This is a genomic window from Candidatus Paceibacterota bacterium, assembly GCA_016782605.1.
Taxonomy (GTDB): domain Bacteria; phylum Patescibacteriota; class Minisyncoccia; order Minisyncoccales; family RBG-13-42-11; genus BS750m-G71.
In genome coordinates this window covers 69,907-89,801 of the sequence record JADHYE010000003.1, presented here as the reverse complement: position 1 = coordinate 89,801, position 19,895 = coordinate 69,907, and the positions used below count along the sequence as shown (strand labels likewise).

Genomic DNA, 19,895 nt, shown 5'->3' with positions numbered 1-19,895 from the left:
CCCAGCCAGCTGAATTCCTGGCTTTGGCCTTGTAGTAGTATTTGGCTCCCGGAGTCAAGCCGCTAAGATATTTAGTAAAACTGCCTGTGCTGTACGTTCCTGTTGTGGTCCAATAATTAACAAGAGAACCTGAGCTTGTACCCCAGTCAAAGCCTTTTTCTAAAACGCTTGAACCACCCGTGGAATCAATGTTTCCCCTTAGAGTGGTTGAGGTGGTGGTAATCGATGTGGCTGAGTTGGTGGTGACAGTGGGAACATCAATTTCTTCTTCTGGTTCTGCGGTAGCAGTATAAAAAACATTTACTGACTTATCAGCAGACATGGCTAAATTGCAAGTTCTATTGCCTGTCCCTGAGACAGAATTACAGCCTGACCAGCTGGAGAAACTATATCCTCCACTGGTTGCTGGAGCAGTAAGGGTTAAATTGGTTCCGCTTGTAATGCCAGATTTTAAATAATTAGCTGTGCCGCTGTAGGTGGCAGAACTGCCAGTAATAGCAACGCTTGAAGCCCCAGAAGAAGTAACTGCAAGGGCGTAGGTGCTGGGCGCAGTAACTGTAAAATTAGCTTGTACATATTTGGCAGATGTCATGGATATAACGCAGCTTCCTGTGCCAGTGCATGCCCCCGTCCAGCCCCAGAAGGTATAACCTGAAAGAGGTGTGGCTGCTAAGGTGACTGTGGTGCCGCTGGTGTAGGATTTTGAACAGGTTGAGCCACAGCTGATGCCTGAGTCAGAACTGGAAACTGTACCTCCAGCAGTTGGGTTTTTATTAATAGTTAAAGTGTAAGACTGTTGTGTCTGGCAGCCACTATCAGCACAAGACTGAGTAGAACAATTACAGGAAGCCATCCTGACACAAAGGCAGGCAGCGTCATCTCCACATTGGGATGTCCCTAGACTATGGCAATTATAATAACAAGTATTAAATACACAAACAGGAAAATCAGCGCATGTCCCCGAAGAACAAAGTGCCTGATTATAGGCATAAGTGATTGGTGATGACCATTCATAAGCAGCACAGTATGTGTCGCACAGAGCTTCGTTTGCTTTTACTGATCCAGCCAACCAAAAATTAAATATTGAAAAAACCGTTAAAAAAATAAATATAAACAAGAATTTGTTTTTTTTGATCATGTTTTTTAAAAAGGTTAATTGTTAATCATTACATTATCCCCTTTGTCCTATCTCCTTGTCAATACAAAACAAGATTGTTAAAATAATTCTATGCCTATTCGAAAATATTTCAGAAAGATTTTCGGAATAAAAACGCACTCCAAAACTGAATTTTTCCTGCGAGTCGCTTTTTTATTATTTGCAATTTTCTTTCTGATTTGCAGCTTGCTTTTTGTTTTGGTGGCAAAAGATTTACCCAGGCCAGAAAAGTTCACTGAACACCAGGTTTTCCAGTCGACCAAAATTTACGATAGAACAGGAAAAGTTCTGCTTTACGAAATCTACGGGGAAGAAAAAAGAACAACTGTTGCCCTAGAAGACATGCCTGAATATTTGAAACAAGCGGTTATCGCCGCAGAAGACGCTAACTTCTACAATCATTTCGGCATTGATCCTGAAGGCGTGTTCAGGTCTGTTTTAATTAATTTAAGAATCAAAGAGCCTATTTACGGAGGATCAACACTGGACCAGCAATTAATCAGATCAACCTTTTTCTCCACGGAAAAAACCATCACCAGAAAAATAAGGGAAATCATCTTGGCTCTGGAATTGGACAGACGCTATTCTAAAGACCAAATTTTAGGATGGTATTTAAACCAAATCCCTTTGGGACAAAACGCTTACGGCATGGAATCTGCCAGCCAGATTTATTTCAGCAAATCAGTTTCTGATATTAACCTAGCTGAGGCAGCTATTTTGACCTCTCTGATTAAATCTCCCTATTCTCTCTCGCCCTACGGCCAAAATAAAGACGGTCTCCTTATAAGAAAAGATTATGTTTTGGACAGAATGTTCCAAGAAGGATATATAAACAAGGAAGAAATGGAAACAGCTAAAAGTCAAACCATTAAGTTCTCAACTCCGACAACCATCAAAGCCCCTCATTTTGTGCTCTATGTAATTGAAAATTATCTTAAGCCGAAATACGGCCAGGATCTCGAATATCTAAAAGAAAACGGCGTTAAGGTTATCACTTCTTTGGACTGGGAGCTGGAAGAATTGGCTGAAAAATCAATTCAGGAAGGAATTTTGAGAAATAAAACGTATAACGCCCATAACGCTGCCCTAGTTGCCATTGACCCCAATAATGGCGAGGTATTGGCCATGGTCGGATCAGCTGATTGGTTTGCCGATCCTTATCCTGAAGGATGTGCTCCTGGCTTGGATTGTTTATTTGACCCGAAGTTTAATATAGCGGTCGGTACTACAAAAAGCGTTGGCAGACAGCCAGGATCATCTTTCAAACCCTTTGTTTATGCTGCTGCTTTTGAAAATGGACACAATGACAAAACAGTGGTTATTGACGAACCAACCAGCTTTGGCATTTGGGGAGGCAAAGAATATGTCCCTCAAAACTATGACGGTCTTTCCCGCGGGTCAGTTACTCTGAGACAGACTTTAGCCATGTCATTAAACATTCCATCTGTTAAGGTTTTGGTCGGGCTTTGCGGGTCTACGGTGACAGAGAGTATAAACAACGCTGTGAAAATGGCTGAGAATTTGGGCATCACCACTTTGACCCCGCCTTTTGGCCCGTCAATAGTGCTTGGCGGCTGGGAAGTAAAGCTTTTGGACATGGTTTCAGCTTACGGAGTTTTTGCCACGGAAGGATTAAAAGTCCCCCTTGTCCCCATTTTAAGGATTGAAGACTACAGCGGAAACATTATTGAAGAAAACCATAAAAATCCGAAAAGAGTCTTATCTAAAGAATCAGCCCAGCTCATCACCGACATTTTATCTGACAATAATGCCAGAACGCCGATGTTCGGACCGAGATCACATCTTTATTTTGAAAACTACAAAGTTTCAGCCAAAACCGGTACGACTGACGATTTCAGGGACGCTTGGACAATGGGATATACTTCTTCAATCGCCGTAGGAGTTTGGGCGGGCAACAGCAACAATGCTCCAATGATAAAAAATCAGCCAGCTGCCACAGTGGCAGGGCCGATCTTTAATAGTTTTCTTATAAACGCATTGCCGAAATTGCAAGAACCCCAAGGCTAGCTGTTTTTAATCGGCATCACCAGATAAAGATAGCTTTCGTCTCCTTTTAATTTTAGAACTCCCGGCTTTTCAGATCCTGTTAATTCCAATACAGCTTCTGATTTTTTTTGTTGATTAAGACCGATGTTTAAAAGTCCGTCCAATAGAAAGCGGTAATTAAAAGATATTTCGCAGGGTTTGCCCTCTACTTTTCCCGATAAGAAACTGTTATATTCTCCGACGTCCGGATTCTGGCTGAAAAAATTAATCCGATTTTTGGAAGCATCAACTTTCAGCTTGATTTCATTAATCTTGCCGCTGAATAGAGAAGCTAGTTTTATTTGATTTATAAATTCTTCCAAAGAGAAAGAAACGCTGGTTTCATATTTTTTAGGTACAATTTCTTGGTAGTTAGGATAATCCCCCTCAACCAATCTTGAAGTAAGCTGAATTTGGGGATGAGCAACCTCTGAAAGCTTTGTCTCAAACAGAATTTGATTGGGAGAAAAATATATCGTCAGAACTCCTTCTTTTTCGCCAAAAATATTAATAATTTCTTTTGCTGCCTTCTGGGGGAGAATGAAAGAATAATCTTTTGACATGTTGCCCGAAGAAGAATCTAGGGAAACTTTCTTTTCCCCCAAGCGGAAGCTGTCCGTGGCAGCCATAATAATCATATTCTTTTGGAACAGGAAATAAACTCCTGATATTTCAGGTTTCGTAGAAGAAAGGCTGGCGATATCAACAACGCTTCCCAGGCTCTGGCAGAATTTTTTAATTTGAATTTCAACTTTTTCTTCGCTGAAAACCTTCGGGATAATCGGGAATTCCTCCGGGTCCACTCCCTTTAATGTTGTCTGATAGTTTTCGCAGCCAATTTTTAAATCTAATCCCTTAAGCTCCATACTGACTGATTTATTCGGTAAAAACCCAACAAAGCTGGATAATATTTTTGAAGGGATGGCAATCTTCCCCTCTTTTTCCGTCTTAACGAGCGCCCACCATTTTATCCCCATCTCCAAATCAGTGGCAGACAAATTTAAAAAGTTCTTTTCCGCAGAAATGAGAATATTATTTAAAATGGGCAAAGTAGTGGATTTAGCTGAAATCTTTTCAACAACACCAATTCCTTCTTTTAATTTATCTTTTAATATTGTAATTTTCATAATAATAGTAATTTAATTAAAATTATTTAGTTGTTATTGTTTTTGTGGATTATTTTTATTTGTGATTGGTTTGTGTTTATTTAAAGGTGAGAGTTGTTGTTTGGTTTTTTGTGGATTTTAAAACTCGTTGAATTTTTGCCCAAGTTATGCACTGAAAATGCGTTGTTTTATTAGATCGACTTCATTACTAAGATTGTCGTCATCTTTTAGTTCTTTCACAATTTTTTCACAGGCATGAATGGCAGTGGTATGGTCCTTTCCTCCGAACCTTCTGCCTATAAAAGGATAAGAGCTTTTCAGTAGATCTCTCAGTAAAAACATCGCCACTTGCCGGGGCTTAACAATTTCCTTTTTTCTCGAGGGAGAAGACAGGTCTTTTTCCTTTAGGTCGTAAAATTCAGCCACTGCCTGGACTATTTTTTTGTGGTTAGCTACTTTATTCGGCGATAAAAACAGGCTTTTTAATAACGATTTGGCTATTTCCAGGTCTGGCGGCCGGTTGTTTATCTTCTGGTAGGCAACCAGCCTGTTCAGGGCGCCTTCTAACTCTCTGATATTCCTTTGAATATTTGTGGCAACATAATCTAAAATATCGTCAGAAAAACTTACGCCCCTTTCTTGGTTTTTGCTCTTTAAAATAGCAACCCTGGTTTCATAATCAGGATAGCTAATATCTCCGATCATTCCGCCCTCAAAGCGGGATCTTAATCTTTCCGCTAAGGCGGGAATGGCTTTTGGCGGGCGGTCAGAGGAAAGAATGATTTGTTTGTTCGCTTCGTACAAAGTGTTGAAAATATGGAAAAATTCTTCCTGGGTTTTTTCTTTCCCAGCTAAAAATTGAACATCATCCAATATTAAAACATCTATACTTCGGTATTTCGTTTTGAATCCCTCAACGTCATGGTTCTTAATCGATGAAACTATGCCTGTGGTGAATTTTTCTGCGGGGGTGTATCTTACTTTCTTTTGGGGGAAGCTTTTAATCACTGCATTACCGATGGCCTGCAAAAGATGGGTCTTCCCTAGCCCGACCCCGCCATAGACGAAAAGAGGATTATAAACTTGGCCCGGTTTTTTTGAAACCGCCCAAGAGGCAGCGTGAGCCAGTTCGTTAAACGGCCCGACGATGAAATTTTCAAAAGTGTAGCGGGGATTAAGATTTGTTTCTTTGTCAATTTCAAACTCTTCGAATTCCAACTGGCCGGCAGATGGCATCGAGAAAGTGGGCTTTTTTAAAACTTTCAACTCATTTTTCCCGACAACATATTTAATTTCTTTAATTTCCTTATCCAGGTTGTATAGAATCTTAAAAATAGTTTTTCCGTACTTGTTTTCCAGCCATTCTTTAGCAAAAGAGTTCGGAGTAGAAACAACTATCTGTCCTTCTTTGCAGGTAGTTATATTGGTGTCTTTAAACCAGGTGGCAAAATTGGCCTGGGAAATATTTAATTGGAGCTGGGCAAGCACTGCTTGCCAAAGTTCGTCTTTGATCATGGTTATTTTGGAGTCGTAGATTTACTGCTGTATTATATCACAGTGTCAAATAGATTAAAAATAATAGGCAAAGGCCTACAATTGTTGAAAAACTGAGGAAAAGCTGTGAATGGCGAAGAGGACGAAGTCCCCTTCTTCATCTTCGATAATTGACGGTAGATAATTTTTTTGTTAAGATAGTTAGTGTTTAACCGCAGATAATATTATGTCTATTACTTATCACAAAAAAACAAAAACAAGAAAGAGGAAGCACGGTTTCCAAAAAAGGATGCAAACGAAAAACGGCAGGCGGATTTTGAGTCGGAGGAGAAGAAAAGGCAGAAAAAAAATCGTTGTCAGTGATTAAAATAACCATGCTTCCCCAAAAAAACAGAATCCGAAAAAAGAAAGAGATAGAAAAGATTTTTAAAAAAGGCAGAACCTTTAAAGAAGCTTCTTTAATTTTGAAGACGATGAGAAACGATCTAGGGGTGAACCGCTTCGGTTTCATTGTTTCGCAAAAAGTTGCCAAAAAAGCAAATATCAGAAACAAAATTAAAAGAAGGCTGAGAGAAATAATCAGATTGAATTCATTGAAATCAGACAGCGATAATTTATTTATTACCCTTCCCGGAATGGAAAAAAACGATTTTGCAGAAACAAAAAGAATTGCAGAAAAACTATTAAACAAAGCGAATATAAAATGAATAATAAAATCGCAAAATCAGCAGCCCTCGGAATGATCAGCATTTACAAGGGTTTCATCTCTCCGGTTTTGGGAAGCAACTGCCGTTTTTACCCCAGTTGTTCGAGCTATACCCATCAGGCAGTAGAAAAATACGGGACGCTTAAAGGGCTGCAAAAAGGTTTTTTGAGAATTTTAAAATGCAACCCTTTCAATAAAGGAGGAATAGACTTACCCTAATTTATGGAAATTTTTATCAACGCTTTTAATACATTATTATACCAGCCGTTATTTAACGCTTTGATTTTTCTTTATCAGTTTTTGCCTGGAAAGGATTTCGGAGTTGCTGTTGTTGTTTTGACGATTGTTATCAGGATTATCCTTTATCCTTTAATGCTGAAATCAATCAGATCTCAGAAAGCGCTTGCCGAATTGCAGCCTCAAATCCAGGAAATCCAGCAAAAATACAAGAATAACAAAGAGCAGCAAGCCAAAGAAATGATGGCTTTTTATAAGAAAGAAAAGATTAATCCTCTTGGCGGATGCCTTCCTCTTTTGCTCCAGCTGCCGATTTTATTCGCTCTTTACAGAGTTTTTTGGGAGGGGTTGGCCCCAGGAGCAATGAAATCTCTTTATAGTTTTGTTCCTTCTCCTGGAGAAATCAATCCAGTATCTTTAGGGCTAATTAATCTTGCCGAACCAAACTTGGTATTGGCTGTTTTAGCTGGGATACTTCAGTTTTTCCAGACAAGAATGTTAATGCCAAAAAGCAAAAAATCACCCACCAAAGGAGACCAGATGGCTCAGTTTTCAAACATGATGCAAAAACAGATGCTTTACTTTTTTCCTCTTTTTACAGTATTTATCCTTTGGAAGCTGCCGGCAGCCATCGGAGTTTACTGGGCGATCACCGCTCTTTTTTCAATTTTCCAGCAGTATTTAATCATGAAGCCGCAAAAACAAGAGAAAAATGCTTGATTCTAACAACATTGAAACAATTAAAAAAACCGTTAAAGAGTTTTTTGAAAAAACTACTTTTAACGTTGAAGTTGAAATTATGTCAGAGAAAGAAGGGACTATCCCCATAGCTCTAAAAACTGAAGAGCCGCAAATTTTAATAGGAGAAGGAGGTCAGACCTTAACTGAAATCCAGCATCTTTTAAAAGCGATTTTAAGAAGAAAAATAGCAGAGATATTTTATATTGATTTGGATATTAACGACTACAAAAAGAAAAAGAAAGAATATCTGGAAGAGTTAGCTATATCAACTGCTGACGAAGTAGCTCTCAGCAAAAAACAAAAAGAGCTGCCCGCAATGTCAGCCTACGAAAGAAGAATTATTCATATGACGTTGGTGGAGAGAAGCGACGTAGTTACTGAGAGTATTGGAGAAGGAATAGAGAGGAGACCGGTGATAAAACCACACCCCTAATTGATAATAGAGTTTGTTTTCCAAAACCGCCCCTGGAAGGACGGTTTTTGCTTAAGAGTACTTTATCGTCATGTAAACAGATACCGACCAAAGGGGCAGCGCTCCAACATAAGGGATAAATTCAAGCCACTTGATTCTCTTGCCCCATTTGGCGGCCTTGGCTCCTTTTTGAGCTGTTTTGGTTTCTTTTGATATTCTCCTTGCTTCTTGCAGTTGTTTCTTAAAGTCAGTCTTTCCTTTTCTGATTTGGGATATATCAATCGGTTCTGCGCCCTGGGCGGGTATTATTTGGGAGCGGAGAAAACTCCAGCCACCAAGAAACATCCAGGCAATAATATCAGTTATCCAAAAATCGTCCAAGCCAAAACAGACTAAGATTATGCCGATAAGGTCGATGAGAACGGCGAATGGCAAGATAATAAGACCTTCCGGACTGAAGAATATCTCAAGCGACGATTTAGGCATATGATTTTATTGTTTCTCTAATCTTTTTTTAGCTTCTTTGATCTTTAAAATTTCTTCCGGAGAAGTGGTAATAAACTGGTCTTCGGTATAAGAAGCAATTACTTTCATCAATACATGCTTTTGCCCGGCAAAGAATATTCCTTCCCCAACTGCCGATTCCAGCAATAATATCTTTTCCTCATCAGTCAGATTAAAAGTTTTTTGGACAGTATCAGCCGTTGCAGAAGACTGCTTCATTAAAAACTGCAAGGATGAATTGGTGATAATCGCTTTGCCGTATTCTGACTTCATAAAGTCGTTGATATCTTGGGTAATAGTCGTTACCCCCAGCCAGTATTTCCTGGCTCTTTTGCATATACCAAAAAGGAAAGAAGCTCCGTCTTCTGACTTCATTATCCACCAGGCCTCGTCAACCACTAGGATTCTCTTTTTCAGCTCAGAGCGCACTTTATTCCAAATGTATCTCATAATTATAAACATGGCCATGGGCCTTAATTCATCCTCCATGTCTCTTATCCCGAAAACAACGAAAGGCTTGTCCATTGAAATATTAGTGGGTTGGTTGAAAAACTTTGAAAAAGTTCCTTTGGAAAACTTTCTAACCCTTCTTACTAAAGACTCAGCTCCTTCCATCCCCTCAAGAACCTGCTCAAAGTCAGACATCAGGGGAATTTTTTCTCTCCAAAGTTCAGGATTGGTCGTTGGGGTAATGTCTTTGGCTGCATAGGTTTCGAATAAAGCTTGGTCAATAATAGCGTCTTCTTCGGCTGTTAATCCTCCCAGCATAATCCTTAAAAGCCCGACCAAGTTAACAATGTTTGAGCGGAGAACGTCTTCTGGTTTTTCGTCTTCCCTAGGAGTTGGCAAATCAAAAGGATTGACGTGGTGCGGAGACGATAAAGACATATTAAAGAAGGAGCCGCCGACCGCATCAGCTAAGGCCTGGTATTCGTTTTCAGGATCCAGAATAATGCATTCTATGCCGAACATCAAAGACCTAATAATTTCCAGCTTAACCGCGTAGGATTTCCCAGAACCTGATTTGGCGAAAATGACGCTGTTGGCATTTTCCAAACTGAAACGGTCAAAAAGAATCAAAGAATTGTTGTGCATATTTATGCCATACAGCGTCCCTTCGTTCGAACTCAAATCAAAGGAAATGAAAGGAAAAGTGGAAGAAAGCGGGCCTGTATTCATCGGGCTGTGGGCCTGTATTTGATCCAAGCCGTAAGGACAGGTTGAGTTGAATCCTTCTTTTTGCTGATAAAGGGAGGGTTTAATATATATCAATTTTGATTCCAAAATTGACCTCAAGGTTGTTTCTACGCTTTTTATCTCTTCAAAAGTATTGCCGTAAACAGTTAGATAAAGTCCGAACTTGAACATTTTCTCTTGGGCTGTTTGCAGTCTGTCTCTCAAATCTTCCAGATCGCGGTAAGCTGTTTCTAGAGCAGGATCCCTTACCAGTCCCTTGCCTTCCTTTTCCATAATTTCAGCCTGGACTTCTGTTACTTTTCTTCTTAATTGCTTCAAAACAAGACCTGTTTCAATCGGATGAATGTGAAAACTGACATCCATTGGTTGGTCAAGGTTGATTATCGGCGACAGCCAGGCAGTACTTAAGTATCTTGGATAAGAGAAAATGAAAAAGGACTTGGCAATTCTTTTCCCGACCATTAAATGGTCCGGTTTTACGAAAATCGAAGAAGGGGCAATAATGTCTTTTGCCTCTATCATCGGAGTTTCAAAAATCTTTTCTGAAGGATCTTCTTTCTTTTTCTTTTTAGTTAAATTGTTTAAAAAAGATAAATCCATAATTATTTGATTATTTCCGGCGGAATATCAGGATAATATCCGACCTCTGATTCGTCAGGATGATGAAGGCTCCAAAATAGCTCTATCAACTCAAGGGTGTTTAAAGGAGAGCACTGCAGGCCGCATCTTCTTAATCCCACAGCCACGAATTCCATTCTCTGCCAAAGTTGGGATTTTGCTCTTTGGAAATGGTCTTCGTCAAAGTTAATTTCTTTTTTGCCGATAAGTTTTGGTATTTCAACCAAGGTGAAGGGAACCGTCAGAAAAAATATTTTGGAAAGGATTTGCCTGCTGCCGATCAGCTCGGTAATGAACTTTCTATATTCAGCTGTCTGGATTTTCATTAGTTCGTTTGTTTGGAGTCTTTCCATTTCTTTTAACTTGTCTATGTATCCTGTGATATTCAATATTCTGGACTGAAGGACGATTTCAATGGAAAAGTCCAAGCCATTCAAAAAGTTCTGGAATTGGTAGATTATTGCTTTCTGCTCGTCGTCTGATTTGAGAGCGAAATTCAAGGAAGAAACCATTAAGACGCCTCTTAATGATTTGTTTTTCAAAAGTAAAAAACCTTCCTTTATTTGTTCTATTTCCAAAAATTGTTGGCTGCTTGATTTATCCATTTATTTTGTATGCGTTTCAATATCAGTTTGCATTTTTTTTAATCTGCTTCTCATAACCATTCTTACGTGAGATTCCTCTTTTTTCTCTTCTTCTGGTTTTTCCGGAGAAAGCTCACTTTTTTTATATACCACTACTTGGCGTTCTTTCTTTTTCCAGACGTACATTTTAGGCGCTATGGAAAATTTCAAAAAATCAAACAAAAGTATAGGAAGAGCCTTTCCGTTGACTTTTAAAAAAGCCAGTCCCATTGCTGCGCTCAGTAGAACCATAGAAGCCATCAAAAAGTAGGTGAAAGGAAAGGTAAAGTAGAAAACAAAACAAATGCCCACAGCTATACCGATGAAGATAAACTGCTTAAAAGTAAGAGGGCCGACGATTTTCGCCTCGTGCTCTATAAATTGTGGCACTGTAAAGCGCATACCCCGTAGAAGAATTTCGGATTATCCCTCTAATTTGTAGAGATAATCTTTTATCCTTCGTTTTAATAATCTTTGACCTCGGCTTGTCTTTAAATAACGCTCTCTGCGTTTTGCATCGTTTTTGTCAAGACAATCCTCATAATAAATTAATTTCCAAGGACTATATGGTTTTGTTGACCGATTCAACCTTTGATTATGTTCTTTCAATCTTTTCCTTAAGTTTGCGGTATAGCCCACGTAGATATTATTACTCTTTTCACTTTGTAGAACATAGTTGTAGAACATAATCATCCGAAATTTCTCTACGGGACATATTTATTCGATAGACTCTCGGTAAGTGTCTTGAGAAGACGGAGTTGACGGTTTTTCTTGTTCTATTGGTTTTTCCGTTTCAATTTTTTCTTCTGTTTCTTCTGTCGCTATTGGTTTTGCGGTCGGTTTTTGCTCGGGAGCCACTTTGATTTCATGTAACCGTTCTAAAATAGGCCTGACAGGGTAAAAGATGAATCTGTTTATTTCTTGAGTTACTTTTTGGGCTGTTTCTTTTTCTATATTTAATGATTTTTCCAGTTCTGTTTGAAAATTTTCCGGCATTAAAATGCCAAGCAGAACATCGCCGACTAGCTTGGCTACTTTTGAAACCTCATAAAGCTCATATCTCTCGCAGATATCCCAAATGTGGTCAGAAGTGTCTATCCCGAGCATCGCTCTTTTTAGTTCTTCTGGCAAATTTTCATAAAGTTTCAATAATTCTTCTTGTGTATATTGTTTGGCCATATGTATTGACAAATTTATAATATGATATATAATATAGTTAACGAACGTTTAGGAGGGAAAAGTGAATATAGTTTTTACCATTATAGGCATTTGCATTGCAGTTGTGGCAATTGTATCGATGGTGGTTGCGCGGAGGTCACAACAGCAACCTGCGCCTCAGCAGGTTCCATCACCAGTCCCAGCAGTCCCAACCCCATCTCCTATGGCAGCACTCTTTGCTACCCAGATAGAGATAATCAATCGACAACTTGACCATGTGGGTCAAGAATTGGCTGTGGTCAAGGCGGAGGAACTGCTCCTTCGCATGCAGGGGCGAGTTCTTGATGTTGATGCCGCCAATCGGGCGGAACGTCAGCGTCAGCGTCAAGCGAATCCGTAGTTCTGTTGCTTCGAGGAGGCGAGAATAAGCATGTTCTCCCTCCTTTTTCTTTTTAAATTTTTAAGGTTTCGGATTGTATTTCATTATTCTTTCTATTTCTTCAAATCTATCTAACTCCTTTGGATCTGTACGTAGTCCATTTTTTGCTGCTTCTAACCCATCTCTAATGTCTTGCATTTCCCTTTTGACTTCCACTGGAGCTCGACCCTGATAGTTTTTAACTTCATTCCTAAGCTTAGAATATTTTATAAAAACTTTGTCTAGGCTTGCTCCCTTAATTTTTGCGTTGGTTAATACTGGACTTTCTCTTATTATATTATTCGCAAGAGTTCTTTGTTTAATTTCTTGGGCGTTAAGGCCAGTCCAGCCCTTTCCTAGTGATTGCATGGGCGTGCTGCTAAGAATATTTAGCGCGTGAGGAGCATTCGCTCTTCCAGCCGTAGTCTCAAAGTGCCAGTCTACTCCTTTATCCTGTCCAAACTTCAAATATCCATTTTCAAATCCCGGACCATGGTGTAGGGCAGCAAAAGCATGTTGCTTGGCACCAAAAGAGGGAGACTTATAGACGTGTTCTATCATCTTTGTCCCTTGGCTGTCTGTTTTTTCATACCATTTCTCTTGGTAATCTTTTATTTGGTCTTCTGTTGCAGTCTCTTTAATTAGTTTATCGGCGTAGGAAGTATAGTCCCTATCTATATCTGCCGTTGTTAGCCCTTTTGCATTATATTTGCCTGGTTCAATCTGATTTAGGATTTTTTCGAAATCGCCGGTCTGATCAAAGCTGCCCCTTGCCATTGCTTCGGCTGTGTCTTCGTCTCCCATTCTTATTGCTTTTTCATAAGTCTTTAATTTTTCTTTTTCTGGCAAACCCTTAAGAAATTCTGTCGACTTGCCTTTTTCACGCATTGCCTTCATTATTCCAACTCTTTCAGCATCAGTTGCTTTGTTAAAGGCTATTGTATTAGTGGCAATGCCTTGCTCCTTTGCTTTCTTATAAGCCGTGTCAGTGTCTAATTTTTCGTTTAAGGCTCCAGTTACTACTCCTCCCATGGTGCGTCGAACCCTGGCAAGAGGATCACTGGCAGCTCTTTTTAATGCACCTTTTACTCCTTTTTCTCCTTCTCCCCATTTTTTAGCAGTTGCTTGTCTTTCTGCCCATCTTCTTACTCCTGCTGGAGTTTTATCTCTGGCAAAAGCCAAACCCTTTTTGCCCATCCATTTCCCAACATTTGGCGCACTTTTCTTTGCGAGGTTCATTGCACCGCTAGCTCCAGCAGCGCTAGAAGATAAAGTCAGCATCAACCCTATTGTTAAGAACACAACGACAACAGCGAAAGGCATGATGTTATTAATTATTCCTGATAGACCTGGGGCGCTGCCAACTTCTGAGAGAGTTGAGGCTGCAGAATGAAATTCAGGGTTTTGAGTTACCATTAAAAAGTGGTCTCCTAAATATAAGAAAAAAGCGGCGACTACCCCGATAAATGACCATTGGATAAACTGTTTCCACCATTGAGTAAAGACGCTTTTGGTATCAGGCAAAATGTAACAAGCGAAAGCAAGCGGCGAAAGAATAACTAATACCCAAATAGCCACATAACGGACCATAAATAAGAGAGCAAACAGCAGATAGATTAAGCCAGCATAAACATTAAAAATTATTAAAGCAAGAGCACCGGCAGCAGCAGCTATTGCTTCGCCAGAGGCAATGGGATCCCAGAGTTTTCCTCTGCCAGCCATACTTTCAATGTTAGACCATTGACTATTGGCTGAATTTATAAAAGAGTTACCTCCGGCAAATCCATCTCCGACGAAGAAAGTCATTAAAATATTTGCAGCGTCAACGATTACGCCGCAGATAACCGGAGTAAAGTTAATTAAAAGAGCGATAAGGATTAATATTGGCAAAGCCTTTTGTGCTTGATAACCAGTAAGTCTTAGGGCTGTTCCCAAGCCGATAACCACCAAAGCTAAAACAATGATAATGTTGGCAAAATCCCTAGTTAAACTCCATCCCACATCGAGAAAAGCATTGTTAGCTGGATCAGTGTAAGAAAGAGAAATAAAATTAGGAGAAAGAACCCAATTTAAAATATTAACAGAAAGCCACAAAAAAGCACCAGTAATTATACCTCCAATATTTAAAATTAAGCCGGCCACGCTGGCAGCAACACCTGATAAAGCGCTGGCAAGCGCACTAACTATTGGACCCATAAAATTAATTGTTTTATTATATCATACTATAAAAGAAAAAAGAAAGACAATCATTGGTCAAGAAGATAAAACTTGCTATGATAAAGCAATGAAGAAGCTGAAAGTATTTTCTTTTCTTTTTGTTCTTGTTTTTTCTTTGATTGTTGCTAGTTTTGTTTTTGCTCAAAAACCCCTGGAGGTTGAATATCCTGAAGCCGGAGGATTGAAGCCTGAAACAACCCTTTTTGGGCTTTCAGCATACGTAAAATATATATTCAATCTATCAATAATTATTGCCGGGTTAATTGCTTTTGCTGGTTTTGTTGCCGGAGGAATAAAATATATAACTTCAACTGGTATTCCTGCCTTTAAAAAAGATGCTGGAGAACAAATGTTCGCTGCTTTTGTCGGCCTTTTAGTGCTTCTTACTTCCTATATGCTTTTAACGAGTATTAATCCAGAATTAACTATGCTGGCAGCGCCGGAAATAATAAAAACTGAAGGTGAATTTGTAGAAACGCCTACTCTAGAAAAAGAAACTTTATCTTACACGGAAATTCCAATAGGCGCATTAATCCAAAGACTTTTTTTAGAAAAAAGATTAGCTAATTTAAAAGATTTTTCCAAAAAAGTCAGAGACATTTCAAATAAGATTGAGCAAAGAACAAAAGAATTAAATTCTTTAATCGCTCAATGCGCCTGCAGTCAGTTGCAATCTCAATGTTCATCAGCTATTCCGGTTTCTCAGGCAGCTTGCCATGCAGGGCAGTGTACTGGCAATCCTTGTCCAAACAAGAGTTCAATTGAGGCAAAAAGAAACGAAATTGACACACTTATTAACAACGAAGAAGACGGGCTTGTCTTTTGGCAGAAAAAACTGGACAGGGAAATTAACGGTTCAACTGAAGAAGACGACGAATATATCGGCTTCAGACAGATATATGAAGATTTGTTATCAGCTGAAGAAATGATGAAAAATTGTGCGCTTAATGATAGTAAAAACGGCAAGCCGCAATTCATTTTAGCTTATAAGGATTTTGCAGTTTATGTTCAATATATGGCAGAACGTAACGGTATAGAGAATTTTGAAAAAGAAAGGCCTTTTGAGTATATTTATTTAACTGATAGTCCTTTTGAGCTAACAACATTTTATTGCGCTGAAATGCTATACACTGTTTCTTCTGTAGAGATTGATGCTGATGCAATTATTGAGTTTGAAAAAGACATAGAGCCCTTTGAGGCCGCAACATTGTGTAGTAGGGAAATATTCATTGGTAAGGACGTTGACAGTGCAGAAGAGTTAGCTAGAAGAATGCTCGTTGAATTAGATAATATTAACGATAATGCAAAAGAAGAAATTGAAGTTGGCGACAACACGGTTTCTACAAGTGATCCGACAGACTGCGTTATTTCCAACTGTTCTCATCAATGCCAATGGATAAAAAAACAGTGTCCATACTACGAGCCTTGCGGGCATGATGAAGATGGAAATGTTATATATTGTGAGAAATGGAAGGATTGTAGTGAGTGTAGGTCTCACTCCTGTTCGGGAAGCGTTTGCCCAGGAGATCAGCCAAAAAAATCACAGATTAATTCCCAATATAATCAAATAAAAGAAAAAGATTCTGAAATATCCTCATCTTATACAGAATTAGTAAATCTTATCCAAGAAAGGGTGGATGATGAGTATTTAAAACTATCAAAAATATTCCAAATTTTAAGAGCTGCCCAAAACCAAATAACAGCTTGCTATAATCCTCAAGAATCCTATATAAAACTCGAGGAAACAAGAGAAGCGGTTATCTGGAAAGAGCTTTTTACTTGTTCAAGCATAAAGGAATTTGCGACAAAAGAATTTCCTTTTTATGATGAAGAAGGAGCGGTGATAACTGTTTGTTATGGTCCAAGCTCAGAGCACTTAGATTTTATGGATAATTTATTCTGTTGCAAGGGTGAATATGGTCCAGAATAAATTTGTATTAAAATTTAATTAAAGTTTGTGGTATAATTAAAGAAAATATGTTTAAAAAACTTTCAATAATTACTTTATTTTCTTTGTTAATCTTATTTTTAGCTGGTTTTTGCTTAGCACAGACAGCGCAGGACCGTCCTTTAGAAGTTCCTTTACCCGCAATCGGTTCAGAATCAGCGATTAATACCACTCCTCTTTTGCCAGCTTACGTAAAATATATTTTTAATTTTGCTGTGGTTATTTGTGGCTTTATTGCTTTCGCTGTTTTAGTTCTTGGCGGCGTACGCTACGTAGCTTCTGCCGGAAATCCATCAACCATGTCAGATGCTAACAGCCAGATGCTTTCTGGAATTATGGGTCTGGTTATTATTTTGGGTTCTTACTTGATTTTAAACACTATTAATCCTCAATTAAAAACTATTTCTGTTGAATACAAAGGATCAGATTTAGTAGCTGTAGGGACAGCCGAGGTTTTGCTGTGTAAAAATGCGGGTGACGAAGAAAAAGATTGCAAACTTGTACAGAGAGATGCTACTAGCTTGGATGCTTTTGATGGGAAGGTTAATGATGTAAGGTTCAAAAATGCTGGAGATATTCAGTACGGAGCAGTTTTATTCAGCAAGTCAAATTATCAAGGGAATTGCGTTGTTTGTCTTGAAACCGGATGCAATGTCGCGCAAGCTGATGGTGGTTATTCGATCAAGGTCTTTACTAAAGGTAGTGGCGGTGATGGAACTGGAGGGAGCAATACAGTAGTTCTTTATGAGGCAGATGATTATAACAAGCAGTGTGGGGCAGATTGCTATCAACAATGCAATGGCCTTGGAGATACTTGTGGGATTTTTTGTGCAGGCTGGAGTGTTTTTCCTTGGGAATATTTAAGAGGCGCTAAATGTTGGCCATTCGGAGCAGGCCCATATGCAGATACTCGTATTGGTATAACAGAAAAAGTCAGATCTCTTTCGATAGATAAAGGATATTTACTAGTTGCTTTTGACCATGGGAACTTTACCGGTAATTGTGAAGTTTATAGGACAAGCCGACCAGTCATTGGAGCTCAAGTCATTAAATCTATAAAAGTCATTCCTTTAAAATAAGTTTCAGTTAAGCTTATCCAATTTTTTATATCAAGAGTTTCAGCTCTTTGAGAAGGTTGGATTTTATTTTTCAAGAGCCATTTCTTGACTTTTTCTTTATCAAGCTTTAAGCTTTTAGAAAAGTTGTTTATCAATTGCTTCCTCGGCTGGCAGAATCCAGCTTTGATAATTTTAAAGAATACTTCCCTTTTTTCAGGAGAAATATAGACATAATTTGAAAGGCATGGAGTAATTCTGATGACAGCAGAATCAACTTTCGGTTCAGGCCAGAATGATTTCTTGGAAATATAGCTTAAGATCTCTGCTTTAGCGTAAGCCTGAACAGAAACAGCTAAAATACTCATTCTCGGAGGACTGGCGCAGATTCTTTGTCCTACTTCTTTTTGAACAACTAAAACCATTTGTTGGGGAGGATTATCAATAGCCTCAAGAAAGCGACGGATAGCTGGAGAAGTCAGATAAAAAGGGAGATTAGCTACTATTTTGTAGTTTTTAAATTCAGGAACGAACTTTAAAATGTCTTTATTAATGATTTCTAAGTTTTTAGCCTTCAAATTTTCTTGCAGCAACTTGACCATATTCTTGTCTTTTTCTACGGCAATTACTTTTTTAGCCCTTTGAACCAGTTCTTTTGTTAAAACTCCCAAGCCAGGCCCGATTTCCAAAACAAAATCTTTTGAATTCAAGTCGGCTGCCTTAATGATATTTTTGATTATCTTGCTATCTACTAAAAAGTTCTGTCCCAGTCTCTTTGTCGGCTTAACTTGCTTGCTTTTCAGAAGATTTTTAATATTTTTCTTATAAGACAGGTCCACCCCGTTAGAAGTCTGTCATTATATAGCAGATAGCCAATTTCAGACAAACTTTATTTTCTAATTTTACCCCGTTGTTTAAAGCAGAAAAAATTTCTACAATTTTTTCTGCCCAGGACTTCTAACGGGGTCCATTAAAAGCATTTTAGCATCATTTTGCGGTGTGGAAAACCTGAGCTTTTTACCCTTGACTTTCCCCATTGAAAGCGTAACCTAAAAGAAGTTTATAATGATTGACTATCTGAGTAGCAACAAGCTGTTTAATATCGTTTGCAAAAAAACCAAGGGCTCTCTAAAGGCTCCTTGTCTTTGTATGGGCATAATTGCTCTTTTTTTATTTGTTTTTGTCAGTTTCAGCCCTACTTTAGTTTTGAATTCTTATGCTGAGAAAAGCGATCTTTGTTTAGTTGAGGAAAACATTCAGGAAAGCAACTTATTTTGTGCTCCGATAAAAAGCTTTTCGTCAGAATCCCCGGAATTTGTTTTAATCGGGAACAACAGCATGATAGCTTCCACTCCTCCGAACACTTTCTCCTCCCAGGTTTTGGGAGCCCTGGTTACGGGCTATGAATCAGAAGACGTTGAAAAAGTGATTACTGAGTATATTGTTGAAGAGGGAGACACTTTATGGTCTTTAGCCGAGAAATTCGACATTTCCATGGATACCATTTTTGGGGCAAACGATTTGAATAAAAACTCAGTGGTAAAACCCGGCCAAAAACTGGTTATTCTGCCTGTTTCCGGTATGGTCCACCACGTAAAATCAGGAGATACCATATCCAGTATTGCCCAGACTTACAAGGGGAAAACAGATGATATTATCGCTTTTAACGACTTAGCTAATGAAAATGCTGTATATGTCGGTGATATTATTGTTGTGCCAAACGGCACCATGCCTTCTGTAACAATCCAAAAACAGCAGGCACCCAGCAGCGTTCCTTTGGCCAGCAGCTATTTCATCTGCCCTCACTCAGCTTGCCGTATTACCCAATGGCTTCACTGGTATAATGCAATTGATTTTGGCGGCAAGTGCGGAGATCCGATTAGAGCGGTTGCAGCTGGTACTGTTTTGAAAGTTCAGATGACAAGCTCTACTTCAAGATGGGCTTTTGGCGGAGCTGGCAGCAACTTAACAATATTGCACCCCAACGGAGTGGTGACAATGTACGGTCACCTTTCTGCTAGCTTGGTAAGCCCGGGAGAGGTTGTTTCCCAGGGCCAGATTGTTGCTCTAATGGGCGGTAAACCAGGAACGCCGGGAGCTGGAATGTCTACCGGATGCCACGTTCACTTTGGAGTAACCGGTGCCAAGAACCCTTTTAACAGATAAAAATTCCATGCCTATTGCGATTTATATACTAACTCTTTTTACGGACGGTCATATAAAACATATTCTGTACTATTTAGGTCAGCAATTATTCTA

Annotated in this window: 20 protein-coding genes; 9 read left to right on the top strand and 11 right to left on the bottom strand. The window is 39.0% G+C overall.

Annotated elements, in window-relative coordinates; translation table 11 throughout:
- Positions 1-853, bottom strand: an 853-nt coding sequence (locus ISS83_01990; protein ID MBL7142403.1) for a hypothetical protein, incomplete at its 3' end; no start/stop codon positions are given.
- 375 nt (positions 854-1,228) lie between these two features.
- Here ISS83_01990 and ISS83_01985 point away from each other — a divergent pair.
- Positions 1,229-3,184, top strand: a complete 1,956-nt coding sequence (locus ISS83_01985; GenBank protein ID MBL7142402.1) for a transglycosylase domain-containing protein — start codon at positions 1,229-1,231, stop codon at positions 3,182-3,184.
- Here the strand turns inward: ISS83_01985 and dnaN are convergent.
- Entirely contained in the window at positions 3,181-4,329 is a 1,149-nt protein-coding gene (gene dnaN, locus ISS83_01980; protein MBL7142401.1) for a DNA polymerase III subunit beta, read from the bottom strand. The two genes, ISS83_01985 and dnaN, sit on opposite strands and share 4 nt — an antisense overlap.
- 144 nt (positions 4,330-4,473) lie before the next feature.
- Positions 4,474-5,823 (bottom strand): chromosomal replication initiator protein DnaA, encoded by a 1,350-nt coding sequence (gene dnaA / locus ISS83_01975; GenBank protein MBL7142400.1) that lies wholly within the window; start codon positions 5,821-5,823, stop codon positions 4,474-4,476.
- Positions 5,824-6,028: 205 nt separating this feature from the next.
- Here dnaA and rpmH point away from each other — a divergent pair, with 205 nt between their 5' ends.
- From rpmH to ISS83_01950, 5 genes are read left to right on the top strand one after another with little or no spacing between them, the layout of a single operon-like run.
- Positions 6,029-6,169, top strand: coding sequence for a 50S ribosomal protein L34 (rpmH, locus tag ISS83_01970; protein MBL7142399.1), 141 nt, complete (start codon positions 6,029-6,031; stop codon positions 6,167-6,169).
- Positions 6,162-6,509, top strand: coding sequence for a ribonuclease P protein component (gene rnpA / locus ISS83_01965; protein ID MBL7142398.1), 348 nt, complete (start codon positions 6,162-6,164; stop codon positions 6,507-6,509). Before rpmH ends, rnpA begins: the two co-directional genes overlap by 8 nt.
- On the top strand, positions 6,506-6,727 hold the full coding sequence (gene yidD / locus ISS83_01960; protein MBL7142397.1) for a membrane protein insertion efficiency factor YidD: 222 nt from the start codon (positions 6,506-6,508) through the stop codon (positions 6,725-6,727). The genes rnpA and yidD overlap by 4 nt, the downstream gene beginning before the upstream one ends.
- Positions 6,728-6,730: 3 nt before the next feature.
- The gene (locus ISS83_01955; protein MBL7142396.1) at positions 6,731-7,465 is read left to right on the top strand and encodes a membrane protein insertase YidC; all 735 of its coding nucleotides are present in this window, start codon (positions 6,731-6,733) and stop codon (positions 7,463-7,465) included.
- A complete protein-coding gene (locus tag ISS83_01950) occupies positions 7,458-7,919 on the top strand; it encodes a KH domain-containing protein (protein ID MBL7142395.1) in 462 nt (153 codons plus the stop codon). Before ISS83_01955 ends, ISS83_01950 begins: the two co-directional genes overlap by 8 nt.
- 51 nt (positions 7,920-7,970) lie before the next feature.
- On the opposite strand, the gene ISS83_01945 is transcribed toward ISS83_01950, so the two are convergent.
- The 7 genes from ISS83_01945 to ISS83_01915 all read right to left on the bottom strand — a co-directional run bounded on the left by ISS83_01945 (position 7,971) and on the right by ISS83_01915 (position 14,612).
- Positions 7,971-8,384: a hypothetical protein gene (locus ISS83_01945; protein MBL7142394.1), complete on the bottom strand. Its 414-nt coding sequence runs from the start codon at positions 8,382-8,384 to the stop codon at positions 7,971-7,973.
- 6 nt (positions 8,385-8,390) lie between these two features.
- Positions 8,391-10,199: a DUF87 domain-containing protein gene (locus ISS83_01940; protein ID MBL7142393.1), complete on the bottom strand. Its 1,809-nt coding sequence runs from the start codon at positions 10,197-10,199 to the stop codon at positions 8,391-8,393.
- Between the two features lie 2 nt (positions 10,200-10,201).
- On the bottom strand, positions 10,202-10,822 hold the full coding sequence (locus ISS83_01935; protein MBL7142392.1) for a hypothetical protein: 621 nt from the start codon (positions 10,820-10,822) through the stop codon (positions 10,202-10,204).
- The gene (locus ISS83_01930; protein ID MBL7142391.1) at positions 10,823-11,242 is read right to left on the bottom strand and encodes a PrgI family protein; all 420 of its coding nucleotides are present in this window, start codon (positions 11,240-11,242) and stop codon (positions 10,823-10,825) included. It abuts the gene before it with no gap.
- A 21-nt stretch (positions 11,243-11,263) separates the two neighbouring features.
- Positions 11,264-11,527, bottom strand: a complete 264-nt coding sequence (locus ISS83_01925) for a GIY-YIG nuclease family protein (protein ID MBL7142390.1) — start codon at positions 11,525-11,527, stop codon at positions 11,264-11,266.
- Between the two features lie 30 nt (positions 11,528-11,557).
- Positions 11,558-12,019, bottom strand: coding sequence for a hypothetical protein (locus tag ISS83_01920; protein MBL7142389.1), 462 nt, complete (start codon positions 12,017-12,019; stop codon positions 11,558-11,560).
- Between the two features lie 439 nt (positions 12,020-12,458).
- Entirely contained in the window at positions 12,459-14,612 is a 2,154-nt protein-coding gene (locus ISS83_01915; protein ID MBL7142388.1) for a hypothetical protein, read from the bottom strand.
- Positions 14,613-14,700: 88 nt separating this feature from the next.
- On the opposite strand from ISS83_01915, the gene ISS83_01910 reads away from it, so the two are divergent.
- The gene (locus ISS83_01910; GenBank protein MBL7142387.1) at positions 14,701-16,563 is read left to right on the top strand and encodes a hypothetical protein; all 1,863 of its coding nucleotides are present in this window, start codon (positions 14,701-14,703) and stop codon (positions 16,561-16,563) included.
- Between the two features lie 47 nt (positions 16,564-16,610).
- A complete protein-coding gene (locus ISS83_01905; GenBank protein MBL7142386.1) occupies positions 16,611-17,660 on the top strand; it encodes a hypothetical protein in 1,050 nt (349 codons plus the stop codon).
- Here the strand turns inward: ISS83_01905 and rsmA are convergent.
- Entirely contained in the window at positions 17,621-18,475 is an 855-nt protein-coding gene (gene rsmA / locus ISS83_01900; protein ID MBL7142385.1) for a ribosomal RNA small subunit methyltransferase A, read from the bottom strand. The genes ISS83_01905 and rsmA overlap by 40 nt on opposite strands.
- A 226-nt stretch (positions 18,476-18,701) precedes the next feature.
- Between rsmA and ISS83_01895 the strand changes: the two genes are divergently transcribed.
- The gene (locus ISS83_01895; protein ID MBL7142384.1) at positions 18,702-19,802 is read left to right on the top strand and encodes a M23 family metallopeptidase; all 1,101 of its coding nucleotides are present in this window, start codon (positions 18,702-18,704) and stop codon (positions 19,800-19,802) included.
- Positions 19,803-19,895 lie beyond the last annotated feature (93 nt).